Origin of the sequence: Mycetocola spongiae, assembly GCF_020424085.1 — a bacterium.
Taxonomy (GTDB): domain Bacteria; phylum Actinomycetota; class Actinomycetes; order Actinomycetales; family Microbacteriaceae; genus Mycetocola; species Mycetocola spongiae.
The window spans coordinates 1,788,666-1,800,819 of the sequence record NZ_CP080203.1; the positions used below are offsets into that span (position 1 = coordinate 1,788,666).

Below are 12,154 nucleotides of genomic sequence, written 5' to 3' on the forward strand. Positions count from 1 at the left end.
GTTATGAGTTCACCCTGGGAATCGCGTCGGGCCAAACGGGAACGCGGGCCCGAGCCCGAACCCACCTATATTCTGATGCCCTCCCTGGAGGAGGTTGAGGCGCGGCGCGGCCGCGATCCCCGCGCCCAGACCCTCCGGGCGGGCAGCGCGAATATCGCCCCGATCACGCCGCGCGAGCAGCAGGCCCAGCGCGAGCGCGCCATCGCCCAGGAGCGCGAACGCCGCCGCGAGATGGAGAGCGAGAGCTACGCCGCGACCCATCCCGCGCCCGCGCGGCCCACTCCGCCTCCCGCCGCCCCGCGCCCCCCGGCACGGCCCGCCGCCGCGGCCTCCCCCGCCTCGCGCGGCCGCAGCTTTATCGGCCCGCTTGTGGCCCTCGGCGTGCTGGTGCTGGGCGGCCTCGGCGGCCTGATCTCCTCCTCCGGGGAGAACACCCCCGAATACTCCTATCAGGGAACCGAATACACCACCGGCTATGATTCGGCGGATCTTTTTGCCTATCACGAGGGCCCCGAACCCGTTCCGGTCGGGGAATACGCACTACTGGATCTCTACGATACCGAGTTTGAGGTGGCGGTGGATGGCCCCGCGCAGCCGCTGATCGCGGAGGATATTCGCCCCGCCCCCGAGGGCACCCGGTGGATGATCATTCCCCTGAGCGTTCATAATCCCGGCACCGGCGAGGGCTCCCCCGCGACCGATCTGAGCTTCACCTATTACACGGCGGAGGGGGAGCCCTTCGCGGAGCAATATCTGGGGCCGCTGGAATCCGCGGGCCTGGATCGCCCCAATATTTACGATGTTGAGTGGCTGGAATCCGGCCAATCGGCGGGGGCCTATCTGGTTCTCGCCCTGCCCCTGGACGCGGATCTGGCCGCGGGCTCGCTGATCGTGGTCGCCGATCTGACCCTGGAAACCTCGGCGGCGCTGGGGCTCACCCTCCTGCCCTAGAGGCCGCGCGGATAGCGGCGCAGCCAGGAGTCCAGCCGCGCATAGGCATCCGCCCGCACCTTCGGCTCGGATAAAAACACGTCGTGTAGTGCCCCGGCCACCCGGGAGACCGTCACGGTGGAGCCGAGCCGCAGGCTGCGCTGGGCGATATCGTCCACCACCAGCACGCTATCGCTATGCCGCATCCGCTCCGACCAGGACGGCGTGACCGTGGAGGAATCCGAGAGCAGCGTGAGCACGGGAACCTCGAGCGTGAGCCCGCGCGCCACGGCCGCATGCCCCGCGAGGATCGTGCGCAGCCATCCCACGCTCACGGGGAAGCCGCGTTCGGGCCGCCAGTGCGGATCGAGGTGCCATTCCCCGCCAAAGACATCGCTTGTGGCCCGGCTGTAATAGCCGAAGTCCACGCCCGGGAGCTTGGCGCGCGGGTCATAGAGCGCCCCGAGGTGGATCAGCGGTTCCAGCGTATTGCGCCCAAACTCCCCCGCCTGAAACTCGAGCCACGGCGCGTTCAGGATCAGTGCCTCGATGCGGCCCGGATGGCGGTGGGCCCAGAGGCTCGCGGTGAGCCCGCCGGTGGAGTGGGCCATCAGGATGAGGCGGCGGCGCGAGGTGGGGTTTTCCCCGTGTCCCATCGCCTCGAGCGCGGCCTCGATATCGGCGTCATAATCCTCGAGGTTTTCGATGAACCCCGGGGTCTGGCCGGGGCGCAGGCTGCGCCCATAGCGGCGCAGATCCAGCGCGTGGAAGCGGGCGCCGCGCTCATGCCAAAAATCGGCGAGCTCGGTCTGGAAAAAATAATCGGACCAGCCGTGCAGATAGAGGATGTCCGTGCCGCGGGCCGCCGCGGCCTCCAGTCGGCCGGGCGGGCGGGCATGCGCCCGGGTGGCGGCGGCGCGCACGGCGCCACCGGTGAACCGGCGCGGGCGGCGCGAATCGCGCACCAGGGTGGCCAGGATCGGCCCGTCCACGTCCTCCCCGAGCGGCAGCGTGAGTGCCTGAAACGGCGCACCCAGCACATCGGGATGCCAGCCGGAAACTTCCGGGGCGCGCTCCGGTATCTGCCCCGGCCCGGCCGGGCGCGCGGGGATGATCCGGGGCAGGGCGGGCCCGCGGCCCGCGTCGCTGTTTTTTTCGGCCAAGATCGCCCACCCGTTTCGCTCGCCACGGCGGGCAGTCCCGGCCGTGCTCTCAGCGTAGCGCCTCGCGCGGCGCGCGGGTCAAAAACCACAAAACCGTGCGCCCCTCCCTCGCGGGACGGGCGCACGGCCGGATTAAGCTGCGAGTTTAGCCGCGGGTATCGCGCGAAATATTGACCATATCCTCGCGGTTTCCCACCTTGATGCGCGCGCGCTCATGCGGCTCACCGAGCTTAATCTCGTGCTCGTCCAGGCGGTGCCAGCCGTCCAGGTCGGTATATTCCACGCCGCGGGATTCCAGCAGCGCCGGGATCGACTCCTCGGAGGGGTCCTCGGGGGTCCACCAGGTTTCGCGGTCGGCGAGGACCTGCTCGATGGTTTCCATCGCATCGGATTTGGTGGCACCGATCAGGCCCACCGGGCCGCGCTTAATCCAGCCGGTGGCATAAACGCCGGGCACCTGGGCGCCGCTGGCATCGTGCACCTGGCCGGCGCGGTTCGGGATCACGCCGCGGGTCTCGTCAAACGGGATCTCCGAGAGCGGCGAACCGTAATAGCCCACCGCGCGATAGATGGCCTGCATCGGCAGCTCGCGGATCTCGCCCGTGCCCTCGACCCCGCCAAAACCGGTCGCGCGCGTGCGCTCATAGCGGAAGGCGGTGACCTTTCCGTCCTCGCCGACCACCTCGGCCGGGTTGGCATAGAAGTGCAGGTGCAGGCGGCGGCTCGCGGTGCCGGGCTCCTCGGTGCGCCACTTCTGCAGCACGCGGTTAATCACCATGATCTGCTTATTGGTTTCGATGGCCTCCTGCGACGCGGCATCGTGATCGAAGTCCTCGTCATAGAGCACCATGTCCACGTCATTCAGCTCGCCCAGCTCGCGCAGCTCGAGCGGGGTGAACTTCACCTGGGCGGGGCCGCGGCGGCCAAATACGTGCACATCGGTCACGGGGGAATCCTTGAGTCCGCGATAGACGTTATCGGGGATCTCGGTGGGCAGCAGGTCATCGGCGTGCTTCGCGAGCATGCGCGCGACATCCAGCGCCACGTTGCCGTTTCCGATCACCGCAACCTCGCGGGCCTCCAGCGGCCACTCGGTGGGAACATCGGGGTGGGCGTCAAACCAGTTCACAAAATCGGCGGCACCATAGGAGCCATCGAGATCGATTCCGGGGATGTCCAGGTTGGCATCGCGCACGGCACCGGTCGAGAAGATCACGGCGTTATAGTGCTTCTTCAGGTCGTCGAGGGTGATGTCCTCGCCGTAGCGCACATTGCCAAAGATGCGGATATCGCCGCGGTCCAGCACATCGCGCAGCGCGTTTACGATGCCCTTAATGCGCGGGTGGTCCGGGGCCACACCGTAGCGCACCAGGCCATAGGGTGCGGGGAGCTGCTCGAAGAGGTCGATCGACACGTTGTGGTCGTGTTCGGCCTTGAGCAGAATGTCGGCCGCATAGATGCCGGCGGGACCGGCTCCAACGATTGCGAGGCGCAGCTTGCTCATATTTCGGGTATCTCCTTGTCTATTGCCGCGCGCCCCGGAACGGGAGGCGGGCAGATACGGCGGGTAGAAAAATCTGGAACGGGTGGGGCTAGCGCGAGCGCTCGACGATGACCTCGGCAAAGCGCGTAAGCGCCTGCTTCACGGCACCATCGGGCAGCGGCGCGAGGGCGGCCACGGCCTCATCGGCCCAGCGCCGCGCGGCGTCGAGCGTGCGCGCGGTGACCTCGTGCTCGCGCAGCGAGGCGATTGCGCGGGAGAAGTCCGCGGCGGCCTCGCCGGTGAGTTCGGCCTCGCTATCGGATTCGATGCGGGCCACGAGCGCGGCGGCCTCGGCATCGGTCTCGGCGAGGCGGCGCAGATAGATCATCGGCAGCGTGCTCACGCCCGCGCGCAGATCCGTGCCGGGCACCTTGCCGGTCTCCTCGGGGGCCGGGGAGAGGTCGATCACGTCGTCGATCAGCTGGAATGCGATACCGATCTTCTCGCCGTATTCCACCACCGGGGCCTCGAAGCTGGGATCGGCACCCGAGAAGATCACGCCGGACTGGGCGGCGGCGGCGATCAGCGAACCGGTTTTATCGGCGAGCACCTGAATATAGTGCTCCTCGAGGTCATCCTCGGGCCGCGGGCCCACGGTCTCGTGCAGCTGGCCCAGGACCAGGCGTTCAAACGTGCCGGCCTGGATCCGGATGGCGCGCTCCCCGAGCTCCGCCATGAGCTGGCTGGCGCGGGCGAAGAGGAGGTCGCCGGTGAGGATCGCGGCGGAGTTTCCCCATACCGTATGCGCGCTCGGGACGCCGCGGCGCTTATCCGAATCGTCCATGACGTCATCGTGGTAGAGCGAGCCGAGGTGGGTGATCTCGATGGCCTCCGCGGCCGTGATCACATCGGCGCTGGTGCCGGCTCCCAGCTGCGCGGTGAGCAGCAGCAGCATCGGGCGCACCCGCTTGCCGCCGGCCTCCAGGAGGTAGCGGCTCATGCTATCGGCCACCGAATCGGTATAGGCCAGCTGGGTCTCCAGACCGTCCTCGATCAGGGCGAGTCCGTCGTCCACCGACCGCAAGAGGCGCTTGGTTTCCGGGGAGGCGAAGATGCGCTCGGTCATTCCCAGATGCTGGGACAGACTCGTGATGCGTTTCTTGGGGCTGAGATTCACGCTACTTAGCCTAGCTGGCCTTGGTACCGCGGTGCAGTGCGGTGATGCCGCCGGTGAGGTTGCGGTATTCCACATCCACCCATCCGGCCTCGCGCAGCCAGGAGGCGAGGACCTGCTGGGTGGGCCAGGCCTGGATGGAGTCGTTGAGGTAGTCATAGGCATCGGGGTTGGAGCTCGCGAGCTTGACCAGCGCCGGGGTGATCTTTCCCAGATAAAAATCGTAGAGGCCGCGGAAGGCGGCATTGGGCGGGGTGGAGAACTCGCAGATGACAATTCGGCCGCCGGGCTTGGTCACCCGCAGCATCTCGGCGATGGCCTTTTTGGGTTCCACCACATTGCGCAGGCCAAAGGAGATCGTGGTGGCGTCAAATTCGTTATCGGCGAAGGGCAGATTGGTGGCATCTGCCTCCACAAAGCTCACGCGGGCCAGCTTGCCGTAGCGCTTGCGCCCGACCTCAAGCATGCCGGGGGAAAAATCGGCGGCCACTACGCTCGCGCCGGATTTGGCGATCGCCGCACTCGAGGTGCCGGTGCCCGCGGCGATATCGAGGATGCGCTCCCCGGGGACCGCGTCCACGGCGCGCGTGGTGGCCACGCGCCAGAGCAGGTCATTGCCCATGCTCATGATCGTATTTGTGCGGTCATAATGAGCGGCCACCTCGTCAAACATCGCCGAGACCTGGGTGGGCTGTTTGGAGAGATCGGCCTTATTCATGTCCCCCATCCTATGCAATAAACGCCGGCGATGAGGCCCGGTTTTCCGCTCCTCGTCCCGCGGGAGGCAGGTTTTGTCCGCTGTGCGCGAATCGGGGCCATAAAACCCGGTCCCCGGGGCGGGGGCGAGCGCGCCGGGCGGGCGCATACGGGTGTGTTGGCGGCGGAGCGCCTAGGCTAGGGGGGTGCCCCCAGTAAGCGTTCCGCAGCTCCATGTCTCCACCGTTGCCGTGGCCGACCCCGGCGCACTCTTTGCCTATACGCCGCGCGAGTCGCCGCTGCTGTGGCTGCGCGAGGGCGAGGGCCTGGCCGGTTATGGCGAGCTGCTGCGGGTGGAGTTCTCGGGCGAGAATCGGTTTACCGAGGCCGCGCGCTATTGGCGCGAGCTCGGCGCCGCCGCCACCGTGCGCGATGCGGTGCAGCTGCCCGGCACGGGCCTCGTGGGCCTGGGCACGTTTACGTTCTCCCCCGTCTCCGAATATCGCAGCGTGCTGATCGTGCCCGAGCTGATTCTGGCGCGCTCGGGCGGCCGCGCCTGGGTGACCCGGGTGCGCATCGGCCCCGAGACGCACCACCCCGCGATGGTCTCCGATGCCAGCCGCACGCAGCCGCGCGATCCGCTGGGCGAGAGCGTGCGCCTGGATCTTGCCGCCCCCGAGGCGGATGCCGAGCGACACCTCGACCTCGTGCGCGCCGCGATCGAACGCATTCGGCGTGGCGATGTGGCCAAGGTGGTCCTGGCCCGCACTCTCACCGGCACGCTCCCGGCGGGGGCCGATCGTCGCCGCATCGTGGCCGATCTGGCCGCAACCTATCCCCACTGCTGGACATATGCCGTGGACGGCATGATCGGGTCCAGCCCCGAGACGCTGGTCAGCGTGCGCGGCGGCGCGCTGAGCCTGCGGGTGCTGGCCGGGACCGCTGCGCGCGGCATCGATGCCGCGGCCGATCACGCCGCGGCCGATGCGCTGATGGACTCGGGCAAGGACCGCGATGAACACGATTTTGCCGTGCGCAGCGCCCTCGCGTCGCTGGCGCCGCATGCCGCGCAGCTGCTCGGCGGGGAGAGCCCGTTTACGCTGCAACTCCCCAATCTCTGGCACCTGGCCACCGATATCACCGGGCGCATCCTGGATGGCGCGAGCGCGCTGGACCTCGTGCAGGCCCTGCATCCCACCGCCGCGGTGGGGGGCACCCCCACCCCCGAGGCCACCGCGCTGATCACCGAGCTCGAGCCCTTTGACCGCGGGCGCTATGCCGGGCCGGTGGGCTGGGTGGATGCCCAGGGAAACGGCGAGTGGGCGATCGCGCTGCGCGGCGCGCAGATCGACGCGGATGGCACACTCACCGCCTATGCCGGCGGCGGAATCGTCGCGGGTTCCGATCCGGCCTCCGAGCTCGAGGAGACGCGGATTAAATTCCGCCCCATCCTCGACGCCCTGAGCTAACCGGCCCGGCTAGGACGCCGCGGCGGCGCCGTCCGGGCGGCCCACGCGCCAGTGCTGATCGGGCAGCACCCCTCCCACCTCGTATTCGCCGAGGATGCGGGCCTTATATACCCACGGGTTATGGCTGGAGACCGTGCGGGCATTGCGCCAGTGCCGATCCAGCGCGGCTGCCTCGCGCACGGCGCTGGCCCCGAGCGCATCAAAGACGATGCCCGTGGCCCGCAGCGCCGCCGGGATCGACGCCACCTGCGCGGCCGAGGCCGCGAGCACCGTGTTATCAATCGTCTGCCGGATACGCTCGGTATCGCCCGAGCGCTGCGCCAGATAGGCGTCGCGCAGCGTGCCCGCTACCCGCTCGTTCAGCGCCTCCAGCAGATAGGCCTGGGCGGAGGCCTCGCCAATCACCTGGAGCAGCTGGGCATCGGCGGAGGCCCGGGCGGCATTGCCGTGGCTATAGGAGCGATCGCGGGCGGCGAGCAGCGCGGCGGCCTCGCTGGTCGCGGCGCGGGCGATACCCGCGAGTGCCGCCAGGTGGAAGGCCTGATAAAACGAGGCCTGATAGCCGAAGCGTTCCTCGGCGCGGATGACCTCCCCGGGATCCACGGCCGCATCGCGGAAGCGCGCGGTGCCGGAGGCCGTGGTGCGCTGGCCAAAGCCGTCCCAGTCATCGCTGTTTTCCACCCCGTCCTGATGCGTGGATACAGCCAGGAATACCGTTTCCTCGGTGCCGTCCTCGCCCGCGAGCACGTCGATCCAATCGGCATAAATGCTGCCGGTGCTATAAAATTTTTCGCCGTTCAGCAGCAGCCCGGTGCCGCCCACGCTCAGCCGCGTCCCGGGACGGCCCTGCACGGCGGCGCCGATCTCGGTCCAGGCATTGCCCACCAGCTCGCCCGCGAGCGCGCGCCGGGCCCAGAGCTCGCGGGACCGGGGCGAACCGCCGGCGAGGCGATCCTCGATAAACGCGAAGTGTCCGCGCAGCGCCTGCGCGATATTGGAATCGGCGGCGGCGAGCTCGGCGAGCAGCCGGAATACCTGCACAAGATCCAGGCCCGGGCCGCCCAGTGCGCGCGGCACGCGCAGCGCCCCGAAGCCCGCGGCGGCCAGCTCACGGATCTCCGCGCGCGGCAGGGTGCGGGTGCGGTCGCGCTCGGCGGCCCCCGCGGCGATGCGCTCAAACAGGGGCAGGAAGCCCGCGCGGATCCGGGCAAACTCGGCATCGGTTGCGGCCGGACCGTCCGCATCCACACCGGTGGGAAGGGCGGGGGCGGTGGTGAGGGTAGACACGGGGCGGGTCCTTTCGGCGAGGAGGCGGCCGCCCCGGTCTCGGGGCGGCCAACTTCTCCCCACGCTATCCGCGTGCCCACCCGTGAGGGGGGTTTATTGCAAAGGATTACACGGTGCTGGCCGCGAGGCGCAGCTTCTCCGCCTCCACGTCATAGGTGGCGGCGGGCCACTGCGGGTTGATGCCGCTCAGCGCGTCCACCAGCAGGTGCTGCACAGCGACCCGCGCGTACCACTTATTATTTGCCGGGACCACAAACCACGGCGCATCCGCGGTGGAGGTGCGCAGGAGGGCACGCTGATAGGCGTCCTGATACGCGGGCCAGAACGCGCGCTCATCGATATCGGAGGGGTTAAACTTCCAGTATTTATCGGGCCGGTTCAGGCGCTCGGTGAGGCGCTCCTTCTGCGTCTCCGGGCTGATCTGCAGCATGACCTTAATCACGCGGGTGCCGGAGTCCACCAGCTCCCGCTCGAAGTCCACGATCGCGCCATAGCGGCGCTCGATCTCCTCGGCGGGCGCGAGGCTGCGCACGCGGCCGATCAGGACGTCCTCATAGTGGGAGCGGTCAAATACACCGATTTTTCCGGGGGCGGGCACCTCCTTCCGGATGCGCCACAGGAAGTCATGGGATAGCTCCTCGGGGGTGGGCTTCTTAAACGACGCGAGCTGCACACCCTGCGGGTCCACGGCGCCCACCACGTGGCGGACGATTCCGCCCTTGCCCGCGGTATCCATCGCCTGCAAGACCAGCAGCACCGAATCGGTGGAGCCGGCGGTGCCCGCGGCAAAGAGCCGCTCCTGGAGGTCGCTCAGGTCCTCGGAGACCGCGGCGAGTTCGGCGCGGCCCGCCTTTTTTCCGCCGTTAAAGCCGGGGGTGGAATCGGGGTCCACCGCCGAGAGATCAAAATCGGGGCCAACACGGAGCGTATCCTGCGGGTCCTTCGACCAGGCAGCGGAATGGAATGACATGTCGCTTATTCTGCACCCCGGGCGGCGCGAGCGCTAGTGTCTCTTTCCGCGGCGCCGGATGCCGGGGCGGGCGAAAAACCCCGGTATGGCCCGCCCGGTTAGCCGTCGCGGCGGGCCTCGATCAGCAGCGAGGGAAGCGAGAGCCCTCCCAGCACGGGCAGCGCAAACTCCTCCACGCGCACCATAACCAGCGCACTCTCGCGGATCGCGCGCGCGATATCCCGCGTCGGATCACAGCCGTGCTGGAATCTTCGGGTGAGGGGGCGCAGCACGCGCTGGAGCCGGGCCGCGCCGCTGCCCGCGGGGGCAGCGACGTGTTCGGCCGCGATCAGGCGCCCGCCGGGGCGCAGGACCCGGGCGATCTCGGCCAGCGCGCGCTCCAGATCGTCCACGCTGCACAGCACCCGGGTGGCCAGCACGTTATCCACGCCGTGATCGGGCAGCGGAATATCCTCGGCCCGCGCGGTGAGCACGGCCCCGGGGAAGCCGGCCTCGCGCGCGGCCCGCGCGAGGGGCCCGCGGGCTCCCGGTCGCGGTTCGAGCCCCACCCAGTCCACCGCGGGATCCAGGTCGGCAAAATTTGCCCCGCGCCCCGCGCCGATCTCCAGGGTGCGCCCGCGCAATCCGCGCACGGCCCGGCGCCGGGCTGCCTCGAAGTCCGGATAGGCGGTGCGGCTCTCGGCTCCCGGGTTCATCTACCCAGGATACGGTTCGCCGCGGCCTCCCGTGCGAGACCGTCGCGATGCGGGTTCCGGGGGCCTCCCGCGGGAGGCCCCCGCAGCTCGCCTAGGAGCGGCCGCGCCCGGCGTTATGCTCGGCGATGATCGCGTCCACCTCGGCGCGCTGCGCGCGGCCCCAGGTTTCCCGGGTCAGCAGCGCGCCACACAGGCCCAGCACACCGCAGGCCATATATACCAGCGCGACGCCGCCCCAGCCCAGCGGAATGGCCACGGCCGTGGCGATCAGCGGAATAAAGCCCGAGATTGCGGCAGAGAACTGATAGCCGATCGAGGCCCCGGAGGAGCGGGTATTGGTGCTGAAGAGCTCCGAGAACCACGCACCCTGCGCGCCCGCGAGCATATCGTGGATCAGCGCCATCCCGATCACATAAACAAATACGATCAGATAGGGCAGCCCGGTATTGACCAGCAGGAACATCGGGAAGGCAAACGCGATCAGCAACACCGTGCCGATCAGGTAGATGGTGCGGCGGCCGATCCGATCCGAGAGCATGCCAAACAGGATTGTGGTGCCCGCGCCGAGCGCCGCGGCCACGATGAGCCCGGTCAGGGCCACCGAACGGTCGGTGATGGGCTCATCGCCGCCGGTCAGATAGGACAGCATAAACGTGACGATCACATAAAAACCACCGGACTCCGCGAGGCGCAGCGAGATGACGCGCAGGATCGTGCGCCAGTCGTTGCGGAAGACCTCCTTGAGGGGGTTCTTCACGATCAGGCCCTCCTCCTTGGCCTCCGTGAACTCGGGCGACTCGGATACCTTCGCGCGGATGACCATACCCGCGATCACCAGTACGGCGCTAAACAGGAACGGCACGCGCCAGGCCAGCTCGCTATCCAGCTGGGTGGACCAGAGGAAAACCACATTGGCCAGCAGCAGTCCCAGCGGGACACCCGCCTGCGGGATGGCCGTATAGCGGCCGCGCTTTTTCCACGGCGCATGCTCAAAAGTCATCAGGATCGCGCCGCCCCATTCGGCTCCAAAGGCGATGCCCTGGATCATCCGGATCAGCGTGAGCAGGATCGGCGCGAGGATGCCCACCTGCGCGTAGGTGGGCAATACGCCGATTGCGACCGTGGAGATTCCCATCAGCAGCAGCGCCCCCACCAGCACGGGCTTGCGGCCGATCTTATCGCCCAGATAACCGCCGATGATGCCGCCCAGGGGCCGCATCGCGAAGCCTATTCCGAAGGTGGCAAAGCCAAGCAACACACCCATGACGGGGTCCTCGGCATGGAAAAATACGGTGTTGAAATACAGCGCGGCGGCGGTGCCATAGGCGAGAAAATCATAGTTCTCGATCGTGGTGCCCACCGCGCTACCGATAGCCGTGCGCAGCTTATCGGGTGAGCCGTGCTCGGCCCGCGCCGCCCGTGTTGAGGTTGCCGTAGTCATGTTGATCCATATCTCCCTTGATAAGTGGGCCACGAGGCCGGTTATGCCCGGGAGGTGGATCGGGCCCGTGCTAGTCGGGCCGCACCGCCCCCCGGGGCGACTGCATGTCATAGAAATCGTTAATATGCGCGGTCATCAGTGCGGCCGCGCGGGTTCCGTCGCGGTCCGTGATGGCCTGAAACAGGGCCCGGTGCTCGCGGCGAACGGTTTTTGCCGTTTTTTTCCAATCGCTGAGCCCCGCATACATCTCCACCATCTGGCGGTGAATGGCGGTGCGCAGCGAGCCCATGAAGTGGGCGGTCAGCGCGTTGCCCGTGGACTCGGCAATGCGCATATGAAAGGCCGCGTCCAGGCGGTTAAACTCGGGGCTCTGAATCTCCGGATCGTCCATCCGATCCAGGATGTCACCCAGCTCGCGGTGGTCCTCCTCGGTCGCGCGGCGCGCGGCCTCCTCGACCGTCCAGCGTTCGAGGGCGAGGCGGGTCTCCAGGACATCGGTCCAGGAGAACTGGGCGAGGGCGATCTGCAATTTGAGCAGGTTGACCATGCCCTGACCCGGCGTGGAGTTGAGGACGGCCCCGCCCTCTCCCCCGCGCCGGATATCGATCACGCCAAGCGCCTCGAGTACCCGCAGGGATTCGCGCAGCGAGGGCCGGGAGACCCCGAGGGATACCGAGAGTTCGCGCTCGCTCGGGAGATGATCCCCGGCCTTGAGCCTGCCGTCGAGGATGCGCTCCTCGATCTGCGCCATGACCTGCTCGTAAGTGCGTAGCCGCTGCACCGGCTGCCACTGATCCTCCGCGGTTGCCACGTAGATACTCCCCTGATTGCTGGCCCGATCGACGC

The 12,154-nt window shown here is 68.2% G+C and carries 11 protein-coding genes; 2 read left to right on the forward strand and 9 right to left on the reverse strand.

What is annotated here, in order from left to right:
* Positions 1 to 3 precede the first annotated feature (3 nt).
* Entirely contained in the window at positions 4 to 951 is a 948-nt protein-coding gene (locus KXZ72_RS08040; protein WP_226080045.1) for a hypothetical protein, read from the forward strand.
* On the opposite strand, the gene KXZ72_RS08045 is transcribed toward KXZ72_RS08040, so the two are convergent.
* The 4 genes from KXZ72_RS08045 to KXZ72_RS08060 form a co-directional block, all read right to left on the reverse strand.
* Complete coding sequence (locus KXZ72_RS08045; RefSeq protein ID WP_318999863.1) at positions 948 to 2,093, reverse strand: alpha/beta hydrolase; 1,146 nt, start codon at positions 2,091 to 2,093, stop codon at positions 948 to 950. The two genes, KXZ72_RS08040 and KXZ72_RS08045, sit on opposite strands and share 4 nt — an antisense overlap.
* A 145-nt stretch (positions 2,094 to 2,238) precedes the next feature.
* Positions 2,239 to 3,597: an FAD-dependent oxidoreductase gene (locus tag KXZ72_RS08050; protein WP_226080046.1), complete on the reverse strand. Its 1,359-nt coding sequence runs from the start codon at positions 3,595 to 3,597 to the stop codon at positions 2,239 to 2,241.
* An 88-nt stretch (positions 3,598 to 3,685) separates the two neighbouring features.
* Complete coding sequence (locus KXZ72_RS08055; RefSeq protein ID WP_226083479.1) at positions 3,686 to 4,702, reverse strand: polyprenyl synthetase family protein; 1,017 nt, start codon at positions 4,700 to 4,702, stop codon at positions 3,686 to 3,688.
* Between the two features lie 61 nt (positions 4,703 to 4,763).
* A complete protein-coding gene (locus KXZ72_RS08060) occupies positions 4,764 to 5,468 on the reverse strand; it encodes a demethylmenaquinone methyltransferase (RefSeq protein ID WP_226080048.1) in 705 nt (234 codons plus the stop codon).
* 184 nt (positions 5,469 to 5,652) lie between these two features.
* On the opposite strand from KXZ72_RS08060, the gene KXZ72_RS08065 reads away from it, so the two are divergent.
* The gene (locus KXZ72_RS08065; protein WP_226080050.1) at positions 5,653 to 6,915 is read left to right on the forward strand and encodes an isochorismate synthase; all 1,263 of its coding nucleotides are present in this window, start codon (positions 5,653 to 5,655) and stop codon (positions 6,913 to 6,915) included.
* Between the two features lie 9 nt (positions 6,916 to 6,924).
* Here the strand turns inward: KXZ72_RS08065 and KXZ72_RS08070 are convergent, their stop codons facing one another.
* The 5 genes from KXZ72_RS08070 to KXZ72_RS08090 all read right to left on the reverse strand — a co-directional run bounded on the left by KXZ72_RS08070 (position 6,925) and on the right by KXZ72_RS08090 (position 12,119).
* The gene (locus tag KXZ72_RS08070) at positions 6,925 to 8,202 is read right to left on the reverse strand and encodes an acyl-CoA dehydrogenase family protein (protein ID WP_226080052.1); all 1,278 of its coding nucleotides are present in this window, start codon (positions 8,200 to 8,202) and stop codon (positions 6,925 to 6,927) included.
* 106 nt (positions 8,203 to 8,308) lie between these two features.
* Positions 8,309 to 9,172 carry a polyphosphate kinase 2 family protein gene (locus tag KXZ72_RS08075; protein ID WP_226080054.1) on the reverse strand — a complete coding sequence of 288 codons (864 nt, stop codon included), beginning with the start codon at positions 9,170 to 9,172 and terminating at the stop codon, positions 8,309 to 8,311.
* A gap of 98 nt (positions 9,173 to 9,270) precedes the next feature.
* Positions 9,271 to 9,867, reverse strand: coding sequence for a class I SAM-dependent methyltransferase (locus tag KXZ72_RS08080; RefSeq protein ID WP_226080056.1), 597 nt, complete (start codon positions 9,865 to 9,867; stop codon positions 9,271 to 9,273).
* Positions 9,868 to 9,958: 91 nt separating this feature from the next.
* Entirely contained in the window at positions 9,959 to 11,308 is a 1,350-nt protein-coding gene (locus KXZ72_RS08085; RefSeq protein WP_226080058.1) for an MFS transporter, read from the reverse strand.
* Positions 11,309 to 11,378: 70 nt separating this feature from the next.
* Positions 11,379 to 12,119: a FadR/GntR family transcriptional regulator gene (locus tag KXZ72_RS08090; protein WP_226080060.1), complete on the reverse strand. Its 741-nt coding sequence runs from the start codon at positions 12,117 to 12,119 to the stop codon at positions 11,379 to 11,381.
* Positions 12,120 to 12,154: the final 35 nt, after the last annotated feature.